Raw genomic sequence first — 21118 nt, 5'->3', positions numbered from 1 at the left:
CATGAACAACGCTGCCATCCAACAAGGAAACACCGGTCACGACCTGCGCAAGGCAATCAGCGAAGCGATTGCCGGCAATACGCTGAACCTGCCGCCTCTTCCCGAGGTTGCGGCGCAGGTGGTCAAGCTGTCGGCCGACGACACCAACTCGATTTCCGCGCTGGCCGCGATCGTCGAACGCGACATGGCGCTTGCGACACGCGTGATGCGCGTTGCGAACTCCGCACTCTATGCGCGCCGCACACCTGTCGTGTCACTGAAACAGGCCATCGCTTGGCTCGGCATGGCCGAGATTCGCAGTATCGCCTTTGCGTTCTCGGTGAAAGGCGAAATGTTCGTGGCCCGCGGCCGCGAACGCGAAGTCGCCCTGTTATGGAGCGAATCGGTGGCTACCGCCTGTTGGGCGCAGGAAATTGCCCGCCTGAAGCGCAACAACGTCGAGTCGGCCTACCTCTGCGGCCTGCTGCATCGTCTCGGACGAGCCGTACTGCTGCGCGAGGCCGCGCAGATCGAACGCCGTGGTCAGTTCAAGCTCGATAACGAACAGTTCGAGACGCTGATCAATGAATACGAAACGCGCGCGGGCGCGAGCATCGGCACGGCCTGGAAGTTGCCTGCGGCCGTCATAAGCACGATCGAACACTGGCGCGATCCCACCCACGCGCAGGTCGCCCGCGTCGATGTACTGCAGGTCAACATTGCACGCAACCTGGCAGCGCATTTCGGTGCGCCCGATTTCGAGATCCGCGAACCCCAATTGAACAACGACATCGTCGCCGATCTCGGCATCTATCCCGATGAACTCAGCAATCTGCTGGAAAAGCGCGAGGCAATCGCCGAGACGGTTGCCAATTTCGAATGAGCAACAGCGCGCGCTTTGACCTCGTCGTCATTGGCGCAGGACCGGCAGGACAGAAAGCCGCCGTCCAGGGCGCCAAGGCAGGCGCGTCCGTTGCGGTTGTCGAACAGCTGCGCGATGTCGGTGGCGCCTGCGTGCATACCGGCACGATCCCGAGCAAGGCCCTGCGCGAATACGCCCTGTTGCGCCTCGCGGCAGCGCGCAGCCGCGAACTCGATATGAGCGCTGCAGAACCGCAGGCCGACGACAATTTCCAGGTACCGCTCGGCACGCTGTTGCGCGGAGTGCAGGATGTCATTGCCGCTCACGACCGCTTCATGGCCGACCAGCTGCGGCGCAACGCGGTCACCGTCGTGCGCGGCCGGGCACAGCTCGTTGCATGCGACCAGGTCGACGTCACGGGCCTCAACGGACAGCACACTCGCTTGCAGGCACGACGCATCGTGATCGCAACCGGTTCGCGACCCCGCGCGCCACAGGGACTTGCGCCCGATCACGAGCACATACTGGACAGCGACTCGATCCTCTCGCTCACCTACCTGCCGCGCAGTCTCCTGGTCATCGGCGGTGGCGTCATTGCCTGCGAGTATGCCTCGATGTTCGCGAGCCTCGGATGCAAGGTGACACAACTCGATCGCCATGAGCGGCCATTGGGATTCATCGATGCAGAACTCACCGACTATTACCTGGGTAGTCTCGCGCAACACGCCAGCTGCTTCCTGCCGGCTGCCCAGGCCGTGGAATTGCGCCGCGACGGCCCGGCATCGGTGCTGGCCCGCCTCGATGACGGACGCGAATTGCGTGCCGACAAGGCGCTCGTGGCCCAGGGACGACGCGCCAATGTCGAGGCCCTTGGGCTCGACGCGCTCGGCATCAAGCTGAACGCCCACGGTTTCATCACGGTCAACGGCGAACTCGCAACGAGCGTCGCTGGCATCTATGCAGCGGGCGATGTCATCGGGCCGCCGTCGCTCGCCTCCGCGGCAATGGAACAGGGTCGACGCGCCGCCTGTCATGCGCTCGGGCTCGCACCGGGCGAATCCACCGAAGTCATCCCCACCGGCGTCTATACGATTCCCGAGATTGCGAGCGTTGGTCTGAGCGAAGGCGAGGCGCGGGCACACTTCGGCGCCGCACTGGTCGGGCGCGCGCGCTTCGATGAAGTCGCGCGAGGTCAGATTGCCGGCGCGCAGCAAGGACTCCTGAAACTGGTTGCCGATGCGGGCGGACGCAAGGTATTGGGCGCCCAGATCGTCGGCAATGGCGCCGCAGATCTCGTTCATCTCGCCCAGCTTGGTTTGGCGGCCGACCTCGACGTCAATGCCTATGTCGAGAATATCTTCAACTTTCCGACCATGGCGGAGGCCTACCGCGTAGCGGCGCTCGATATCGCAAAACAGCGTGCCGCAGCGAGCCAGCCATCTGATGCCCTGGAGGCAGCAGCGTCGGTGCTATAGTCGGCGCGAATGGCGCAATTCGCAGCCCTCCTGTCCGGCCGACGACTCGTGTTTGGTCTCGCGATCGCAGGGCTCGCGACCGCATGCACTCGCCTGCAAGCCGCAACGCCGGCTGATGTGCAAGGTGTCGTGGAGGCAACCCGCCGAAGCGAGTGCCGTGCGGGGGCAACATTGCCACGTCTCGCGGCCAACGAGGCTCTCGATGGCGCGGCCCGCGATATATCGAGTGGCACCGACCTCGCCACTGCGTTGCAGAAGCGCGGCTACCGGGCATCGGCCACCACGGTACTGAGGTTGAAGGGCGAGCCGCGCCGGCTGCTGAGTGCTGATTTCCTCAAGCGTTTCTGCCCGCGCATGACCGACGAACCGTATTCTGATGTCGGTTCACTCGCCGGACCCGGCCAAATCGTAATCCTCCTGGCCGTGCCCTACCGGCCGCCGAGGGCTGCCGAGGCGCCAGCGGTGGCCGCCGAGGCCCTGGCGGCAGTCAACCGCGCGCGTCGCGGTGGGCGTCGCTGCGGCCAACGCGACTTCGCTCCGGCGCCGGCCCTGGATCCAGCGCCCGCATTGGATCGCCTGGCGCTCGCCCATGCAAGCGATATGGCCCGCCGTGGCGTCCTCGATCATCATGGCGGTGACGGCAGCCTTGCCGCCGAGCGCGTGCGACGCAGCCACTATCCCTCGCGCCTGACCGGCGAGAATATTGCCGTCGGTCCCGTGACGGCGGCCGCGGTCGTCGCCGGCTGGCTTGCGAGTCCTGGCCATTGTGCCAATATCATGGATCCGCGCTTTACCGAAATGGGAATCGGGTACTTCGACTCGGGCGAGACTGACGCCGGGCTGTACTGGACCCAGGTGCTGGTGGCGCGTCCACTCAATCACATGAAAGGTCAATGAGCCGATGTTCGAGACTTTGCAGGCCGTGCCGGCCGATGCCATCCTGGGTCTGGGCGCACTCTTTCGCGCCGATACCAATCCCGGCAAAGTGGATCTGACCGTAGGCGTCTACCGCGACGGTTCCGGCATCACGCCCGTCATGCAGGCGATCGCTGCCGCAGAGCGCGAAGTCATCGCCCAGCAGAAGACCAAAGTCTATTTGCCGCCGCGCGGAATCGACGGTTACCTGGATGAGACGACGCGACTCGTCCTCGGCGCCGAACACAGCGCACTCGAACGCACAGCCAGCATCCAGACACCTGGCGGCAGCGGCGCACTGCGCCTCGCCGCAGACCTGTTGCTGCGTGCGCAGCCGCAGCAGTCGCTGCTCATCAGCGACCCGAGCTGGCCCAACCACCGACCGCTCCTGTCCGTTGCCGGCATGAAGGTCGATTCCTACCCGTATTTCAATACCGCCCAGCAGTCGTTGCAGACGGCGGCCATGATCGATCGTCTCGAGCAGGCGAGTGCAGGCACCGTCGTGCTGCTGCAGGCATCCTGCCACAACCCAAGTGGCGCCGATCCAGGTGAAGGCGAGTGGCGCGATATCATCGAGTGCATCGAGCGCCGTCGACTGCTGCCGTTTTTCGATCTTGCCTACCAGGGCCTCGGTGAGAGTCTCACGGCGGACGCCGCGCCGGTGCGACTCGCAGCGCAACGCCTGCCCGAGGTGCTGATTGCCGTGTCGGCGTCGAAGAACTTCGGCCTTTATCGCGAGCGCACGGGCGCACTGCTGATCGTTACCAATGAGCGGGAGCGCCGGCCGGTTCTCGAGAGCAACCTCGCGCAGATCGCGCGCCGCATCTATTCGATGCCGCCGGCGCACGGCGGGCTGCTTGCGGAGCGTGTCATGACCAATGCGGCCCTGCGCCAGAGCTGGCAGGCGGAGCTCGATGCCATGGCGAAACGCCTGCGTTCGCTGCGCGCCGGTCTTGCCGATGCGCTCTCGGCAATCGACAGCGATCGTGACTACGGTTGGCTTCGAAAGCAACGCGGCATGTTTTCTCTACTCGGCCTTTCGCCCGAACAGGTTGCCAGGATGCGCGACCAGCACCATGTGTATGTCGTCGGTGACAGCCGGATCAACATCGCCGGCCTCACGGAGAACACGACCGAGAAAGTCGCGCAGGCGATCGTTGCCGTGTCGCGCTCTTGACCAGGTCAGCTTTGAGCGAAACCACCGTAGTCGCTACGAAAATAAAGCAGCGGACCGCGCCCCTGGTTGCGCACGCTGAGCCCGAGGACATGACCGAGCGCCAGGAAGTGATCGCCGGCATCGTGTTCCGCCCAGAGTTCGCAGTCGATGTGGCCGAGCACTCCGGCGAGAACCGGTGTGCCGGATTCGCCCGCTGACCAATCCACCTCGGCAAATCGATCCTCGCTGGCGCTCGCAAAACGGCGACTGAGTTCGCGCTGGTCTTCGGCAAGCACATTGATGGTGAATACGCGACCCGCACGGATCAACGGCCAGCTGGCGCTCTCCCGCGACGGACAAACCGCGATCAAGGGCGGCTCCAGAGAGACCGACATGAAAGACTGCGCCGTGAAGCCGTAGGGCTGTTGCCTGCTACCACCGGTGACGATCACGATGCCGGAGCAGAATTGCGAGAGCGCGTGACGGAAGTCGCGCGCCCCGAAAGGCCGTCCAAGCTGCGCTTTGCTGCGCTCGTCCATGCGCGCTAGTTTAGCCAGTTGTGGCACACTTGGGCTGAACCACTTCACAGAGCCCCGGCGCCGTTACCATGCATGCACTATGGGTCGCACATATCGTGATTCTTGGCTACTGGCTCGGTGCCGAGCTGGTAATCAACAGCACCTACAGGCATTTTTCCTTTAGCGGACAATCCCCAATGGTCGAGCGTACGCGCCAGCTTGCGCATGTCATGGATGTCGATCAGCACGTACGTTATGCCTTGTTGCTGCAACTCGGGACCGGAGTCGTGCTTGCCATTGGCTATGGCTATCTACCGGGCCAAGCACCGGCGATATGGCTGACATCGATCCTGGTCGTGGCCTGGCTCGCGCTCGTTGAGCTCGTGCATCACCGCCGCCTGACGAAAGCCGGAGAACGCCTGGCGCGGTTCGATCGCGGCCTGCGCTACCTGGCAGTCGTTCTGCTGTTGATAGGCGCAACGATGGCGCATGGCGTACTGGCTGCAACGCCTGGCTGGCTGCGGCTGAAGCTGGCTTTGTTCGCTTCGATCATCGCCTGTGGCGTCGGCATCCGATTGTCGCTGCTGCCGCTGTTCACCCTATGGAAGGGTCTTGATGGCCGAACGCCCGATCCCTCCGAGGAGCAGGCCATTCACCGTATCTATTGGCGATCCACGGCAATCCTGCTGCTACTGTGGCTGCTGATCGCCGGCGCCGTGACCTTGAGCGTCATCAAGCCACGTTTTTGATCGCATGCGTTTGCAGCAGTTGCTGCAGCTGTTCGAGCGTGAAAGGTTTGCCGAGAAACGCATCCATGCCTGCCTCGAGGCATTTCTGGCGGTCGGCGGATGAGGCATTTGCGGTGAGCGCAATGATCAGGCAGGGCGCAATGCCGAGCTCGGCTTCGGCGCGCCGTATCTCCCTGGTTGCCGCGTAGCCATCCATCAATGGCATCTGGCAGTCCATGAGGATCACATCGAAGCGCTCGCGGCCAGAAGCCGCAACGGCCTCGCGCCCGTCTCTCGCAACCACCAGTTCATGGCCGAGATGCTGGAGCATGCCTTGCGCGACCGCCACGTTGACCGCGTTGTCTTCCGCGAGAAGTACGCGCAATACCGCCTGCCGCTCACTGGAGTTCGCCGCAGGCGTCGCAGCGGTCAGCTGTTTCTGTGAAGGCGCGAGCAATGCCGCGATGCACTGGTAGAGTTGCTCCTGGCGCACAGGTTTGGTCAGGCTGGCATCAAAAAGTTCTTCGGATTGGTTCAACTCGACGGATGGCGCCACTGAGCTTAGCCGCACCAGCTTGATTGCATTGTGATCCGGCCGGCCGCGCAATTCCTGCGCGAGCGACAAGCCGTCGCGCCCGGGCATGTGTATATCGAGGAGCGCCAACTGCACGGCTATGGCATCGAGCTGCCGCAACGCCTCGTCGGCACCCCCCGCCTCGTGCACCGAGACATCCCATGACTCAAGCTGGGCGCGGAGAATCTCGCGGTTGAGATCATTGTCGTCGACGATCAGCACCGCGAATCCGCGCAGCGATTTCATGGCGGGTGTGCTGGCCGTCGGTTCCGCGCGCTCGAGTGGCAATTCGATCCAGAACTTCGAGCCTCGTTGCGGCTGGCTCTCTACACCGATGCGACCACCCATCGCCTGCACGAGCTGGGCACAAATTGCGAGCCCAAGTCCCGTGCCGCCGACGCGGCGCGTACTGGCCGAGTCGACCTGGAAGAATGCTTCGAAGAGCCGCTCCTGGTCCTCGGCTGCAATACCCACACCGGTGTCGACGACCTCGATGCGAAGGCGCGCCCGCAGACTTTCGTCGTCGAGATCGCGAACCGCCACGACGACCTGCCCGCGATCGGTGAACTTGAGCGCGTTGCCGATCAGGTTCATGAGAATCTGTCGCAGCCTCTGGGCGTCGCCGCGATAGGCGACATGCAACTGTGGCGGCATATCAAGGAGCAAGTCGAGCCCGCGCTCGGCCGCACGCGCGGCAACCAGCTCCAGCATGCCTTCTATCAGGCGCCGCAGATCAAACGGCGCATGATCGAGCTTGATGGTGCCGGCGCGCGCCTTGGAGAAATCGAGCACGTCGTTGATCACGCCGAGCAGCACTTCGCCCGACGAAGCGATCGTGCCGGCCATGTGCCGTTGCTGTGCATCCAGCTCCGTCGTCAGCAGCAATTCCGTCATCCCCAGGACGCCGTTCATCGGTGTGCGGATTTCGTGGCTCATGTTCGCAATGAACCGGCTCTTGGCTTCGTCGGCGGCAATGGCCTGCTGCGCGAGCATTTCCGCACGATCTCGCTCCCCGCGCAGCTCTGCCGTTCGCTCCTGCACCAATTGCTCGAGATTCTGCCGATATCCGGACAGCAGATCGAATGACTCGCGCAAATTGCCAAGAAGTCGCGCGAAGGATTCGGCGAGATCGCTGGTTTCATCGCGCAGCCATCGGGAGCGCCTTCGCGCGAGCCTCATTATTTTCTGCTCGACTCCCGGGTCGAGCTTTTGATAGTCCACGGCCTCGATGCTGGCGCGCAGAGCGACGACATTGGCGACGAAGAGTCGGGTAATCAACATGCCGGTCGCTATGACGACGGCAAGGATCGCGATGGCGGCTATGAGCAATGCGGCACGCGCCTGGGCCAGGACCCCGAGCGCCTGTTCCTGAGCGGCTTCGAGGCGCATGCGCTCGGCGCGTGCCGCCTCCTCCAGCACAGCCAGGAACGACTGTTCGGCACGTTCGAAGGATTCCTTCTGCTCGAGTATCGATCTGCCTCTGACACCATCCAGAACGAGCGAGGTGAATGCATCGCGTTCGCTGAGCAGTTCGTCGGCCGCGGCGAGAATGCGGCCATACTCGACGCGCTGGTCGGGCAAATGCATTGCAAACTCCCGCAGACGTGCAAGGCCGATATTGAGACTGCGCTCACCGGCAACGATCAGGCGTGCTTCGCCGGCCGCTTGATCGACGTCATCTGATTGCGCGGGCGGCCCGCTGGACGGGTGGTCGGAGGCCAAGGCCCGCATCTGATCGGCAATCAGCGCTGTTTCTGTCGAGGACGCAACGATGCGCAGGCCAGCGGCGTGCAGGTCCTGCAGGACACTGAGGCGCGGCAAGGTTGCACTGATCGTTTCGGAGATACGGATTTCGAGCCCGCGAAAAATGGTCAGTGACCAGAGCGCCAGCACCACGAGCACGAGGCCGAATATGCCGTAGCAGACATTGAGTTTGGACTGGATTTTCATTGCCAGACAGTGCCCGGGTTCGGCAACACTTTATCGGCCAAGTGGCCGAATTCCTTAGACGCCCGTCAAGATAGCAATGCGCGGCGGACAACGGACCGGAACTGCGTCGCGAAAGGAGCGACGCCTGTCGGCCCCGGGCTCAGACCGTCGGGTACATCAGCCTTGGGGCGGCGGGCAGCCGGTTGCACGTAGCCTGGCATTCTCGCGCTCGAAAAGCGCCTGTATGACCGCGCCGTCCGAGTGTTGCTCCGCAAGGCTCTCGCTGTCCCACTGGCTGCGTGGCGTGGCAAAGAAGTCACCGCCGTAGATGTGGATACCACCGGTGAAGCGGGGCAAGGGGTTGGTGACCGAGTGAATGGCGTCGGCCGCCAGCGCGGCCACATCGCCTGCGAACAGCACCCGCGCCGTTCTTGCTTCGATCCCCTGGGCCCCGCGTTGCCAGAGTATGTTGTCCTCCCGGCCCGTGTAGATGCCAATCAGAGCCCACATGCGATGATCGTGAGCCGGCAGGTTCATCTGCGGCGCCCATTTCGCGGCGAAGATCGTAAGGTCGGTCGAGCGATGAAGTACGTCTAGTCCCGCCTGTCGCGGTTCGCCGAGTGCGGCTAGCACCGCGTTCGGCTTCGCGAGCGCGCGTTGCAGAACCTCCTGCACTGCGGCCTGGCCTGCTCGTTCGCTGTTCGCCGAGATGCAATCGGCAACAAATCGTTCGCGGTCGAAATCCATGGGATATCTCCTTGCTCGCCGGGGCGAGGCAATCGCCCGTGTTGACGGACCGATCGCGGCGGCAACCGGGGCTACAGTTGCGGCCAGAAAGGCCCGCCTCGATATTCCCCGCAGCATGAATCCGCTGGACATGCATGTCATCATAGGCCGCCGCGGCCGGCCGCCTAGTCCAATATCTGGACCTCGTAATCGCAGATCGGCCGTAGCATGGGCATCCTGATGGAAACCTACGGCCAGTTCTGCCCGATCGCGCTCGCAAGCGAGACACTGACCCAGAAATGGGTGCTGCTCATCGTGCGCGAACTGAATGCCGGGGCCACTCGTTTCAATGTCATTCGTCGCGGCCTGCCGCGCATTTCCGCAACGTTGCTCAAGCAGCGACTCGATCTGCTCGAGCAGTGCGGCATCGTGGCAAGCCGCTCGCGAAACGCGCGTGACCGCGACTACCTGCTCACGGATGCAGGCCGCGAATTGAAGGACGTGCTGACTGCGGTTGGCACCTGGGGTCAGCGCTGGGCGCGTGCGATTCGCGATGACGATCTCGATCCCGACTGGTTGGTCTGGGCCATGCACCGGCGTTTCGATACTCCGCGACTGCCTGCGAAGCGCATCGTCATCGAAATCGAATTCACCGATTCGCGTCCGAAGCGCCGCCGCTTCTGGTTCCTGTGCGAGCAGCGTGAAGTCGAAGTCTGTCTCAAGAATCCGGGCCACGAAATCGACCTGGCAGTCGTCACGCCTGTGCGGCTATTGGCCGAAGTTTGGCGGGGTCTGCGTCCACTGCGCGCTGAAATCGCGAGCGGGCGGATGCGGCTCAATGGCAACCCCGCCTTGTGCAAGGCGTTTCCGGACTGGCTCCTGCTCAGTGCATTCGCCAAGGTCGAACGAAGCGCGTCACCGTGAAGCGCATTCAACTCAGTCGGCTTCGAAAATGTGCCGTCGTGTTCTCATGGGGGAACGGCTTTGCGGGGACGGGCAACCCGAGCGCGCCGCAGATCGGCGCCCAGCCGTCTCCAGGCTGCCACTCTACGAGTCGATGCGTCGGTACGACTGCGCGTACTTGAGCGTTGTGGCGCTGATACGCCGTGATACACGCAGCTTCATCAGTCAGTGCAGAGGTGAAGCGATGCTCGAACAGGCTGTCGATCATCTCGCGCCAGCGACCGGACTTGCGCAATACCGTGGGGAAAATGGTCGCACTCGCGCTGCGATACCATTCCGTCGCAGGTCGATGCGAGAGCAGGACCGGTGCATCCGGGAAAGCATCGCTGATTTCGCGCCAGAACGCTGCGGCCGGCCAGTCGACGCAGGCCTGGTAGCCCTCGAGTAGCGATTGCCAATCGACGGCGTCGCCGCGGGCGGCGCGAGCCCAGATGGCGATGTGCTCCGCGCGATCGCGCAGCTCGAGCATGTGATAGCACTTGCCACCCAGGAGCTCCTGCAATGCCAGGTGCAACGAGGTCGTGCCGGTGCGCCCGACGCCGGCGCCAATCAGTTGGATAGGCATATGAGAGTGTGCCCCTTAAGCCAGGGTACGCATCGAACGCACTTGGCCACCCGCATGCTACCCAAATGTCGACCGTCCCGGAGAGCAGAGTTGGCCTTCGCGAGAGCCTGCCAGCTGAACACCACGACATGGACCGCTCCGCAGGAGCGCCCACCCCAGCGGCTGCGCGGCCCGGGCTGCAAGAGAAGGTCGGTCAGCCAGATTTCCTCGCTGGATCGTTGTGTACCCGACGGTCAACGCCGGAGTCGGAGGTGAACATGACGAGATACCATCGGATGACCTGTTTGCTTTCGCTGACGGCCCTGCTGGTCTGCGCGGATAGAGCCAGCGCCGATACCTTCATGTTGGCTGCCGGCATTGGCGGAGACGTCGCCGAAGGTCCCTACAAAGGTTGGTTGCGCGTCGAGAGCGTGGATGCAGCCATCACCGCCGGCAGCAGCTGGTCCCCGAGTTCGGGAGCCACTATCGGCAAACCGAAACCCATGCCCATCAAGGTCGCGTTCCCCGCCGGACCGTGGTCCGTCGCATTCATGAGGGCCATCGAAATGGGGCGGTCGGTATCGCAAGTGGTTATCGATCACATCGGCGCCGACGGGCGACCGGCGTATCGATTCCGGCTCGACAATGTCCTTCTCACGAGTCAGCGGACGTCGTCCGCGTCGATGACGCCGACGATGTCCGAAATCGAGCTGGTCTACAAGCGCATCCGCTACGAAGTCTTCACGACAAGCGCGGATGGTCGCACGCTCTCGACGCCTCTGGAGTGGGACGTCATGACGATGCAGGTCGCGCCGGCGAACTGACGCGCCGGCCGGCCACACCGCACCACGAAAACTAGTACCTGGGGAAGTCACCCAACTGCTTGACTGGCGCGCCCGGAGAGATTCGAACTCCCGACCACCTGGTTCGTAGCCAGGTACTCTATCCAACTGAGCTACGGGCGCGCCGATACAAGAAATCGGCCGCGATGCGGGGCGCGCATCCTACCACAGGGTGCCGGGTGCGAACAGCCGCTGGCCAGGTGCCTTGCCCCTGCAAAAAACCCCGCCGATCCGCACTCATGGGTGAGCGCCGGAGCGCTCGGCGTGCTGCCAGCCGAGGTCAGCGATTGCCTCGACGTGCTTGGCATATTCCCTGCCGCGCTCGCTGACCGCGGTGCCACGCAGGACGCGGCCACGAATGCCGTGGAAAATCGCCGCAAGACGGAAAAGGCAAAAGGCCAAATAACCCTCGAGATCCGGAATCGCACTGCGGCCTGCGCGCGCGCAGTAGGCCTCGACATACTCGCGCTCGCTCGGCAGCCGCAGGGCCGCAAGATCACGCCCGAGTAAGGCGGGAAAGGCCAATGACGGAATGCGATACATCAGCAGGTGGTAGGCAAAATCGGCAAGCGGATCTCCAAGCGTCGCAAGTTCCCAATCGAGCACCGCCAATACCTGGGGCTCGGTTGGATGAAAGATCAGGTTGTCGGATCGATAATCGCCATGCACGAGGCTGGTCACGGAGTCATCCGGTTTGAAATGCGCGAGCCACTCGATCAGCCGATCCATCGCCGCGACACGCCCGCCCGCTTCGTCCTCCTGGTACTGGCGCGTCCAACGCGCCGCCTGTCGCGCGACATAGTTCTCAGGACGCCCGAAATCGGCCAGGCCCAACTCGCGATAGTCGAGGCGATGAAGATCCGCCAGCACCTGATTCATCGCGGAGAAATAACTGCGCCGCTCTTCCGCTGGTACATCGACGAATGCCGGATCCCAGAACACGCGCCCGCCGACGAACTCCATGACATAGAACTCGGTGCCGGCGACGCCTGTGTCAGTGCAATGCGCAAGCGCCCGTGCGACCGGGACCGAGTGCCCGTGCAATGCGCGCAGGACCCGGTACTCGCGATCCACCGCATGCGCCGAGGCCAGGAGCTGCCCGGGCGGCTTGCGGCGCAGAACGTATCGCCCGCTTTTGGCATCCAACAGATAAGTGGGATTTGACTGCCCGCCAGTGAACTGCCTGATCTGCAGCGGTCCGCGGAAATTCGCCACAGCGGACTCGAGCCAGGCAGCGAGCCGAATGGCATCGATGTCGAGATCACGGCGCACCGGTTGCGCCGCCCCAGAGTCAGTCACGCCGGTCATGGCTTACACTGCAGACCCGCGCGCGGACTCAGACTTGCAATGCGGTGCGACGCGACGTGCCGGACAGTTTCGCTGTCTTGTCGAGACGGGCACGCAGATCGGACTTCAGTTGCCGAAACATGGCGGCCAGCGGCATGTCGGCGTTCGCCAACCATTGGTAAATGATGCCCGCCATGGATGCGGCATATTGTTCGGCTACGCGCTCCGGGTCGACACCTGCATCGATGGTGCCTGCGGATTGTCCTGCGCGTATCCATCGCGCAACATCGCGCCGCTGGGCATGATGGACATTGGCGATGTTGGATTTGTAATCGGCGCTCGGATCGATGCTCAGGAACCAGAGCAGATACATCGCACGCACCTCTTCGGGACGCTCCCGCACAAATGCTTCGGCTGCATCCGTCGCGGCGCACAAAGCATCGGCACCGACCCGATCGCCCACCGCAGCCTGTACGCGCTCCAGCCAGTCCATGCTCGCGACCTGCAACACGTTGCCGAAAAGGCCCGCTTTGGATCCAAACCGGTGCGTTGCGAGCCCTCGGCTGTAGCCGGCGCGTTCGCCGACCGCCTGCAGCGTCGTGCCTTGAATGCCGAATTTGACCAGTAGCTCGATTGCAGCCTCCGTCAGCAGACGGTCGGACAGCGCAGTACGATCCGCCTGCTTGCGTCGCGCGGAGGGTCTCTTGCGTGCAGCCGCCCTGCTCATGGGGCGATGATAAGACATCACTTCCCTGCTCAGCCCGCTTTGCGTTCGAACTCGACCTCGGGAAAGCCCGCGTTGGCTGAGTCACGCAACTTGTCGTAATAGACATTTGCGCCCCCGAAATAAATCAGTATGCGCGGTTTCCTGTCGTTGAGATTGGCGCCCATCATCCACGAATGAGCCTTGTCGCCGAAGTTCATCATCGTCATGCGGTGTATCTCCGCCGTCTGCGCCACCCAGGCTTCCTCGGCGTCGTGCCGCGGCTCGCAAAGCGCAAGTCCGTCGCGCTCCATTTTCTTGATGCAGTCGACGATGTAAATGACATTCTGCTCTATCGAGGTGGGCAGATTCGCGAACGGTGCCTGCGGCCCTGTGATCAGGAACAGATTGGGGAATTCCGCGACAAATACTCCCATGATCGAACTCGACACATCCTTCCACTTGTCCCTGAGCAGCAGTCCGTTGCGGCCGCGGATCGGCAGCGCTTCCTGCGCGCCGGTATAGGCCTGAAATCCGGTCGCCAGAACGATGATGTCGAATTCATAGTGTTGCTTGGTCGTACGTATGCCTGTCGCAGTGATCTCGACCAGTGGTTCTCGCTCACCGATATCGACCAGCTTGACGTTGTCACGGTTGTAGGCTTCGAAATAGCCGTGGTCGAGCGGCGGTCGCTTGGCGAAGAATGGATAACCCTTCGGAGTCAGCATCTCCCTGACCTCCGGATCCTTCACGTTCTCCAGCATTCTGCGCACGATGTACTCGCCAATGATCCGATTGGATTCGGGATTGACGATGAGGTCATCGAAGGTCTCGAAAACGAAGCTGAAGCTGCCCCGCGGCCAATGTTCGTCGAGAATCCGTTCGACTTCCTCGGGCGGAGTATCTGCAATCGTGCGTCCCACGGGGCTGTCGAATGCCATGGCGAAGGAGTGATTGCGACACTTGTCGACGATAGCGTCGTAGTTCGCCTTTATCTGCTTCTCCCACTCCGGCGTCATCGGCTTCTGCACCGCCGGCATGATGAAATTGGCCGTGCGCTGGAATACGGTCACATTGGCAGCCGTTTTCGCCATGACCGGCAACATCTGCACGGTCGTCGCGCCGCTGCCGATGATGGCGACACGCTTGCCGGCATAATCAAGCCCCTCACTGGGCCAGCGCGCCGAGTGAAAACAAGGGCCCTTGAATGTGCCGAGACCCTTGAATTCCGGAATGACCGGTTCGGAAATCATGCCCATCGCGCTGATGAAGTAACGGCAGGTGAACGACTCGCCTTTCCCGGTGCGCACGAGCCACAGGCCCGAGTCTTCCTGAAAATCGGCGCTCACGATGTTGGTATTGAGCTGAATGTGCGGCCACATGTCGCATCGATCCGCCACGAAATGCATGTAGCGCAGGTTCTCCTCCCAGCCCGGATAACGGCACGACCAGGACCACTCCTGCAGCAACTCCTTCGAGAAGGTCAGGCAGTAATAGAAACACTCGCTGTCGCTGGCAGCGCCCGGATAGCGATTCCATGTCCAGGTGCCGCCGATATCGGATGCCTTGTCGAACACACGGATCGAAAGCCCCGCATCGCGCACGAAATGAATCAACGCAAGCCCTGCGAAGCCTGCGCCCACGCCAATGACGTCGTAATCAGCTTTTTTGCCAGCGCCCATTGTGATTCTCCAAAATTCTGTTGTTCAGCGTCAGAGCGAAGCACGTACCTTGGGCAGCACATGCTTGGCCATGTATTCGACGCGCCGGTGCCCCGCCGCGACAGATTCACCGGGCAACCGCGCCCAGAAATGCAGATCCCGAATCTGCGGACAGGCCTGCAGCAGACGGGTTATTTCGGTAACTGCCTGATCGGCATCCCACAGCTCATAAAGCCCTTGTGCGAGCGCGGTCTGTGCATCCGGAAATCGCGGTGTCGTATCGGGTGGCCCGAACGCTCCCCACTCGATGTACTGGTTGCACTGATAGAGCGCATGTGGACCGACAGCGCGTGCTTCGCGCTCCGGGTCGTCAGAGACGATGGCCCAACTGCCTGCGATCACCACCCCGTCCTCGGGCGATCGTCCCTGCCTGCGCAGACTCTCGAGATAGATATCGTGTCCGATCGAGCCGGTCGACAGAAAGCCGTCGGCAATCCTGGCGGCGCGCGCGATCGCCGGCTCAGTCATGCCGCCGAGATAGAGCTTCGGAATGTGCTCGGGTACCGGCGTTACACGGACATCGCCAAACTCGAAGCGCTTGCCAGAGAAGCCGATCTTCTCGCCCGCCCACGCCCGACGAATGATCTCGATCGCCTCCTCGATGAGGCTGGGTCGATGCTTGACCTGGCGGCCAAATTCGCGAAATTCCAGTTCGCGATAGCCAACACCGACGCCCAGGTCGAAACGCCCGCCGGTAATGAGCGATAGCGTCGCAGCATCCTCGGCAACCCGTATTGGATTGTGCAGCGGCAGCACGATCAGGTTCGTGCCGATTCGCAGGCGTTTGGTGCGTGCAGCGATTGCGCCACCGAGGACCATCGGCGAGGGCGTATAACCGTCATCGCAAAAATGATGCTCGGTCATCCAGATCGAGTCGAAGCCGAGCCGTTCGGCCTCGGCGATCTGATCGAGGCTCTCCGCATAGAGGCGCTCGAAGGGAATTCGCCACTGTCGCGGATTGCGGAAGTCGTACCAGAGACCGAAATTGACGTGTCGCGCCATTGGTCGAAACTCCGGTCAGTTGAGTGATGCCAGAAAACCGAGCAAGTCCGCGCGATAGCGTTGCGCGGCCTCTATGAAGGGCGCATGACCGCAACCTTCATATTCGATCGTGCGCAGGCGCCGGGCAATTGCTGCCACTGAACGACCGACGTCCGGCGGCACGAAGACATCCTTGGTGCCGATGAAGGAAAGTATCGGCACATCGAGCGCAGCCAGGATCTTGCGTTGATCGAGTGTGTCGAGCTCGGCGAGAGCATCGTCGGCACAGGGTGCGGTCTGCATGAAGATCGACCACAGCCAGTTGTTCATCGCCGCCGATTGCTCAACCGCGCACACAGCCTTGGTGAGGCCATCGAAGAAATTGGCCCGATCCGCTCGCAAGGCCTCGACCGTCGCAACCGGACCTCCTGGCGGATTGCCAAATGGATAGTCCGGCGCCTGGACGTAGCGCGGCGTAGCCGCTGCGGTCAGTACGAGGCCGGCGCATTTGGAGCCCAGTCGATGCGCGGTTTCAGTCGCAATGGCCCCGCCCAGCGACCAGCCGTTGACGACTGCGCGCTCGATCGCGGCCTCGCGCAAAACCGCAAGCGCATCGCCCGCACCGAGTCCGATCGTGTTGGCCGGGAAGTCCTTGTCGGAATTGCCGCAACCGCGCTGATCGAATGTCACGACTTCGTGACCGGCGGCAAGCAGACTGCTGAGTGTTGTGTCCCATATTCGACAGCTCATGCCCCAGCCATGGATCAACAACACCGGCAACTTGCTACCGCGATGGTGTTCGAAATATATCCGCTGTCCGGACTCGGTCGTGAGATACGCCATACCTGCCTCTACCTCGCTCAGGCCTGCGGCGCCGTCATCTGCGCGCCAGGAATCGGGTTGAAGTAATGAATGGTCACGTCGCGGCGCTTGATGCGCCATGTGCCGCCGCGCCGCTGGAAATGATCCTTGTAGGTGGCGCTGATCATCTGCACGATGTCATCGCGCGTCGCGCCCATGCAATCGACATTGCATTCGCCATGGGCGTCATCCTTGCCCGCGAAAGACAGGCGCAGGTTGCTGGTAAGGTGGTGCGTCTCGCGCCAGACCGGCCAGAGCACCTCCTTGACGGCCTTTTCGATGCCGGCATGGCCGTGGAAGACGCCAAACGGTGGACCGATGTCCCAAACGCAGTCCTCCCACCAGATTCCGAGGAACTGCTCGAAGTTGCCGCCATCGAAACCCTGGCAGTAGGTCGTTACCAGGTCGCGCATGGCATTGCGGCTCTCGAGTTGATCGATTCGCGCCATCAGGTTCTGCAGCTGCGCCTCAGATGCCATGCAAACGTCCCCCCACGGGCCGCCAAGCCCGCATTACTGGTTGCCTACGTCGAGCTCGATCGCCCATGCGAGCTTCTGCCTCGCAAGCTCCGTCGCCGCCGGTCGATAATAGCTCGGGAATGGTTGATCCGTGCCCCGGCGGTCGCGGAGAATTTCCTTCGCCACGCTCACCTTGTGCACTTCCGTCGGGCCATCCACGATGCCCATCTCCGGCACGGTGGCCCACATTTGCATCAGTGGCGTCTCATTCGACATGCCGAGCGAGCCGTGCAGATGCAGCGCCCGGTAGACGACATCGCGCAGCACCCCGGGCATCGCCGCCTTGACGGCCGCAATCTCCCGGCGCACAACGCGGTTGTACGACTTGTGCTTGTCGATGAGCCAGGCCGCATAGAGCACATGCAGGCGAAATTGCGTGATCTGCGTGTAGGAGTCGGCAATCTTCTCCTGGGTCAGCTGCTTGGCCGCAAGTACTTCGCCCTTGGTATGCCGGCTGAGAGCCCGCTCGCACATCATGTCGAGGGCGAGGTTCAGCAGCCCGACGGTTCGCATGGCATGATGAATGCGCCCGCCACCGAGCCTCGATTGCGCCACCTCAAAGCCCTGCCCTGGCTGGCCAAGAATGTTCTCGCGCGGCACGCGGCAGTTCTCGAAGCGCAGGTAGCCGTGAACGCCGCCGCCCATTTCATCGCGCATGCCCACGGCGACGTTACGCACAATCTGCAATCCCGGTGCATCGCGATCCACGATCAGTATCGATGCACCCTGGTGGACCGGAACCGTCGGGTCGGTAATCACGACCAACAGCAGGAATTTCGCGAAATCCGCATGCGAGGCGAACCACTTCTCGCCGTTGATGACCCATTGGTCGCCGACCAATTCCGCGCGACACCTGAATTGTGCGGGATCTGCGCCGGCCTGCGGCTCCGTCATGGAGTAGCAGGAGGCTATCTCGCCCGCCAGCAATGGCTCGAGGTAGGCGAGCTTCTGCGCGGGCGTTCCGAAGCGGGCGAGGATTTCGGAGTTGCCGGTATCGGGCGCCTGGCAGCCAAAGACGGTGGGCGCAAACCGGCTGCGCCCGAGAATCTCGTTCATCAGGCCAAGCTTGACCTGCCCGTAACCCTGCCCTCCGAGCTCGGGGCCAAGGTGGCAGGCCCACAAACCCCGCTGCTGGACAAGCTTCTTGAGCGGCGCCATGGCCGCAGCGGGCCCCTTGCGAGCCGGATCGAAAGGATCGGCGGGATGGCGGAAGACCAGATCCAGAGGTTCGACCTCGGCGCGGACGAAGTCGCTCATCCAGTCGAGCTCGCGCTGGAAATCAGGGTCGGTCTCGAAATTCCAGGCCATCACTGCCACCTGTTGTCTGGCCAACCGTGCCGATCCGCACTGTTGCGCCGACGCAAAACATGGTCCCAAAGATAGTTTGGGGGATTTCGCGGGCGGCGAAATCGCGATCGAGTATAGATTCACTTGCTAGACGACAACAAGCGGATTATCGTTCCGCTGGGGGCTTGGTGGGGCTCGCGACCCGCGACCAGCGGGCGCCGGGCCAGTCAGTGGTTTGCAATCTTAATTACGATCTCAAGGGAGTAATGACAATGGCGAAGTCCAGCGTGCTCTTGTCGACGGCGGCCGTCGCGCTATGCTGCGGTATCGGCGAGCCAACGCTCGCAGCAGATGACCCTGGCGCAACCGGCGCACTCCAGGAAATCACCGTGACTGCGCGCAAGCGCCAGGAAAACCTTCAGGACCTGGGCACATCAATCAGCGCGATCGGCACGGACGAACTCGCGCGACGTACGGACGTCGATCTGCAGACCTTCGCCAATGTCGCGCCCAATGTGATCATCGACGATCTGCAGCAGGGTCCGGGCAGTCCGGCGGCCATTTCCGTGCGTGGCGTCGGCACAACGGACGTCGAGAAAAACTTCGATCCGACGGTCGGCGTGGTGGTCGACGGCGTTTTCATCGGCGTGAACTCCGGCGCAATGATCAAAGCCATCGACCTGCAGGGCATGGAAATCCTGCGCGGACCGCAGGGCACGTTGTTCGGGCGCAATTCCATTGGCGGCGTCATCAATGTGACGCGCAGCCGGCCCAACACGGATGGCTTCTCGGGTGCAGTACGCGCCGGTGCGGGCAATTACGGCGACCTGCAGCTGGACGGCTACATCAATGTTCCGGTGTCGGAGAAGTTTGCGTTCAAGCTGGGCGCAGCCAAACGCGATAACGATGGCTGGTTCTACAACAGCACGCGCAACACCGACACGGGCAAGGTCAGGTTCACCCAGTACAGCCCGAGCTTCATCTTCAAACCGACCGACACCCTCGAGTTCGCGTATCGCTACGATCGCACTCAGCAGGATCAGGACGCCAATACCGTAGTCAATATTGCTCAGCCCAACCAGGCATGGTGCTTCTTCTATAACCAGTGCGCTCAGAGCCTGGACGTGCCGCAGTCAGGCGATCGCTACGTGGTTCTGCAAAATGATGCCGGGACCTATCAGACTTATTTCGACAGCGATCTGCACATCGGCAATATCCGCTGGAGCGTTCGCGAAGGTGACCAGCTCGAATACGTCTTCGGCAAGTTCTCCACCGACGAGAAGGTCTTCCAGGATTGGGATGGCACAGCGCTCACGCTGTATCACACCGACCGTCCGGCGAAATGGAATCAGACGAGTCATGAACTGCGCTGGGTGCATTCCGGCGAGCGGCTCGACTACACGGTTGGCCTGTACTCGTGGAAATCCGACTACCGCATCGACCTGCGCAGCTACATCGGCTTCGGTGACCTGCTGTTCGGTCTGCCGTCCGGAACCGTACTCGCAATTGACCAGACGGTCGTTCAGAACACCGAATCGAAAGCCGCATTCTTCGAGGCTGACTACCGGCTGACCGACGCAATGACCTTGACGGTCGGCGGTCGCTACACGAAGGATGACAAGGATAGCGGCGTCATCGATGCGGGCATGCCCGAGCTTGCGACGCTTGGCAATCTCGCCAATCCGTTCAAGAAGTCCTGGAACGAATTCACGCCGAAGGTGAACCTGCGCTATCGCGTCAATCCGGATGTCATGGTTTATGGCCTGTATTCAAAGGGGTATCGCGCAGGTGGATTCACCGGCCGGCCCGGTACCTACGAAGCGGCGTCGATTCCCTACGATCCAGAAACTGTCGACAATTACGAGCTTGGGTGGAAGAGCGAGTGGGTGAATGGACGCGTCCGCCTCAACGGCTCGGTGTTCCTCATGCGCTATAACGACAAGCAGGAAGAGCAGAGCGTGCCGACCACACAGGGCACGGGACAGCAAACAGTCGTAACTAACGCAGCACGAGCGGAAATCAAAGGTCTGGAACTGGATCTGCTGGCCCGGGTCACCAACAACTTCACGATTGCCGCGAATCTCGGCGTCCTCGATTCGAAGTTCAAGAAACTGATCGACACCGATCCGGCGACACCCGTCGATCAGCGCGATCTGTCCTATCTCAAGTTGCGGCGCGCGCCGGATCTGACGGCGACGATCTCGCCCAACTACACCTGGAACGTCGGCAGTGGCTCGATGTGGGTACAGGCCGACCTGCGCTACATCGATGACCAGGAACTCACGTTCCTCAATTCGCCGCAAAGCCGGGTGCCTTCGCACGAAGTCATCGATGCTTCGATCGGCTATCGGTTCAAGGACACCACGGTAAGCCTCTGGGCCATGAACCTCACTGATGATGACTCCTGGTCGCAGGCCTACGACGTTGGCACGAGCGTGACCTTTCCTGGCCTCTGGACCTACGCTGCTGTCCGGCCACCGAGGACCTATGGCATCCGGTTGACGCACAACTTCGGATCACGCTGATCGACCCCGTTCGGCATGCCCGCG

Annotated in this window: 19 protein-coding genes and 1 tRNA gene; 8 read left to right on the top strand and 12 right to left on the bottom strand. The window is 62.3% G+C overall.

Translation table 11 applies throughout. The annotated features are described in order from the left end of the window. The first annotated feature begins 1 nt into the window (after position 1). Genes R3E77_04325 through R3E77_04310 form a run of 4 tightly spaced genes read left to right on the top strand, consistent with a single transcriptional unit; the run spans position 2 to position 4408 of the window. Positions 2 to 862, top strand: coding sequence for an HDOD domain-containing protein (locus R3E77_04325; GenBank protein MEZ5498641.1), 861 nt, complete (start codon positions 2 to 4; stop codon positions 860 to 862). Next, the gene (gene sthA, locus R3E77_04320) at positions 859 to 2316 is read left to right on the top strand and encodes a Si-specific NAD(P)(+) transhydrogenase (GenBank protein ID MEZ5498640.1); all 1458 of its coding nucleotides are present in this window, start codon (positions 859 to 861) and stop codon (positions 2314 to 2316) included. Before R3E77_04325 ends, sthA begins: the two co-directional genes overlap by 4 nt. A gap of 9 nt (positions 2317 to 2325) precedes the next feature. Further along, complete coding sequence (locus tag R3E77_04315) at positions 2326 to 3213, top strand: CAP domain-containing protein (protein ID MEZ5498639.1); 888 nt, start codon at positions 2326 to 2328, stop codon at positions 3211 to 3213. Positions 3214 to 3217: 4 nt separating this feature from the next. Then, complete coding sequence (locus R3E77_04310; GenBank protein MEZ5498638.1) at positions 3218 to 4408, top strand: amino acid aminotransferase; 1191 nt, start codon at positions 3218 to 3220, stop codon at positions 4406 to 4408. Between the two features lie 5 nt (positions 4409 to 4413). Here the strand turns inward: R3E77_04310 and R3E77_04305 are convergent, their stop codons facing one another. Continuing rightward, entirely contained in the window at positions 4414 to 4926 is a 513-nt protein-coding gene (locus R3E77_04305; protein MEZ5498637.1) for a flavin reductase family protein, read from the bottom strand. A 68-nt stretch (positions 4927 to 4994) separates the two neighbouring features. On the opposite strand from R3E77_04305, the gene R3E77_04300 reads away from it, so the two are divergent. Continuing rightward, complete coding sequence (locus R3E77_04300) at positions 4995 to 5654, top strand: hypothetical protein (GenBank protein MEZ5498636.1); 660 nt, start codon at positions 4995 to 4997, stop codon at positions 5652 to 5654. Here R3E77_04300 and R3E77_04295 read toward each other — a convergent pair. Both R3E77_04295 and R3E77_04290 read right to left on the bottom strand, forming a co-directional pair. Next, complete coding sequence (locus tag R3E77_04295) at positions 5638 to 8157, bottom strand: response regulator (protein MEZ5498635.1); 2520 nt, start codon at positions 8155 to 8157, stop codon at positions 5638 to 5640. The two genes, R3E77_04300 and R3E77_04295, sit on opposite strands and share 17 nt — an antisense overlap. A gap of 156 nt (positions 8158 to 8313) precedes the next feature. Next, on the bottom strand, positions 8314 to 8883 hold the full coding sequence (locus R3E77_04290; protein ID MEZ5498634.1) for a hypothetical protein: 570 nt from the start codon (positions 8881 to 8883) through the stop codon (positions 8314 to 8316). Between the two features lie 207 nt (positions 8884 to 9090). On the opposite strand from R3E77_04290, the gene R3E77_04285 reads away from it, so the two are divergent. Further along, on the top strand, positions 9091 to 9786 hold the full coding sequence (locus R3E77_04285) for a helix-turn-helix domain-containing protein (GenBank protein ID MEZ5498633.1): 696 nt from the start codon (positions 9091 to 9093) through the stop codon (positions 9784 to 9786). A 7-nt stretch (positions 9787 to 9793) separates the two neighbouring features. Here the strand turns inward: R3E77_04285 and R3E77_04280 are convergent, their stop codons facing one another. Next, the gene (locus tag R3E77_04280) at positions 9794 to 10390 is read right to left on the bottom strand and encodes a sulfotransferase (protein MEZ5498632.1); all 597 of its coding nucleotides are present in this window, start codon (positions 10388 to 10390) and stop codon (positions 9794 to 9796) included. Positions 10391 to 10647: 257 nt separating this feature from the next. Between R3E77_04280 and R3E77_04275 the strand changes: the two genes are divergently transcribed. Then, positions 10648 to 11193, top strand: a complete 546-nt coding sequence (locus R3E77_04275) for a type VI secretion system tube protein Hcp (protein ID MEZ5498631.1) — start codon at positions 10648 to 10650, stop codon at positions 11191 to 11193. Between the two features lie 64 nt (positions 11194 to 11257). Here R3E77_04275 and R3E77_04270 read toward each other — a convergent pair. From R3E77_04270 to R3E77_04235, 8 genes are all read right to left on the bottom strand, one after another. Next, positions 11258 to 11334, bottom strand: a tRNA-Arg gene (locus tag R3E77_04270). A 114-nt stretch (positions 11335 to 11448) separates the two neighbouring features. Then, positions 11449 to 12510 (bottom strand): phosphotransferase family protein, encoded by a 1062-nt coding sequence (locus tag R3E77_04265; GenBank protein MEZ5498630.1) that lies wholly within the window; start codon positions 12508 to 12510, stop codon positions 11449 to 11451. 37 nt (positions 12511 to 12547) lie between these two features. After that, the gene (locus R3E77_04260) at positions 12548 to 13225 is read right to left on the bottom strand and encodes a helix-turn-helix domain-containing protein (GenBank protein MEZ5498629.1); all 678 of its coding nucleotides are present in this window, start codon (positions 13223 to 13225) and stop codon (positions 12548 to 12550) included. A 29-nt stretch (positions 13226 to 13254) separates the two neighbouring features. Next, positions 13255 to 14883, bottom strand: a complete 1629-nt coding sequence (locus R3E77_04255; GenBank protein MEZ5498628.1) for an NAD(P)/FAD-dependent oxidoreductase — start codon at positions 14881 to 14883, stop codon at positions 13255 to 13257. Between the two features lie 30 nt (positions 14884 to 14913). After that, positions 14914 to 15924, bottom strand: coding sequence for an LLM class flavin-dependent oxidoreductase (locus R3E77_04250; protein ID MEZ5498627.1), 1011 nt, complete (start codon positions 15922 to 15924; stop codon positions 14914 to 14916). A gap of 15 nt (positions 15925 to 15939) precedes the next feature. Next, positions 15940 to 16746 carry an alpha/beta hydrolase gene (locus tag R3E77_04245; protein MEZ5498626.1) on the bottom strand — a complete coding sequence of 269 codons (807 nt, stop codon included), beginning with the start codon at positions 16744 to 16746 and terminating at the stop codon, positions 15940 to 15942. Positions 16747 to 16763: 17 nt separating this feature from the next. Further along, positions 16764 to 17243 carry a nuclear transport factor 2 family protein gene (locus R3E77_04240; GenBank protein ID MEZ5498625.1) on the bottom strand — a complete coding sequence of 160 codons (480 nt, stop codon included), beginning with the start codon at positions 17241 to 17243 and terminating at the stop codon, positions 16764 to 16766. Between the two features lie 33 nt (positions 17244 to 17276). Beyond that, the gene (locus R3E77_04235) at positions 17277 to 18590 is read right to left on the bottom strand and encodes an acyl-CoA dehydrogenase family protein (GenBank protein MEZ5498624.1); all 1314 of its coding nucleotides are present in this window, start codon (positions 18588 to 18590) and stop codon (positions 17277 to 17279) included. A gap of 251 nt (positions 18591 to 18841) precedes the next feature. On the opposite strand from R3E77_04235, the gene R3E77_04230 reads away from it, so the two are divergent. Further along, complete coding sequence (locus R3E77_04230) at positions 18842 to 21094, top strand: TonB-dependent receptor (protein MEZ5498623.1); 2253 nt, start codon at positions 18842 to 18844, stop codon at positions 21092 to 21094. The last annotated feature ends 24 nt before the right edge of the window (positions 21095 to 21118 follow it).

The sequence above is a fragment of the Steroidobacteraceae bacterium genome, from assembly GCA_041395505.1.
Taxonomy (GTDB): Bacteria; Pseudomonadota; Gammaproteobacteria; order Steroidobacterales; family Steroidobacteraceae; genus JAWLAG01.
This window is presented reverse-complemented; position numbering and strand designations above follow the sequence as displayed.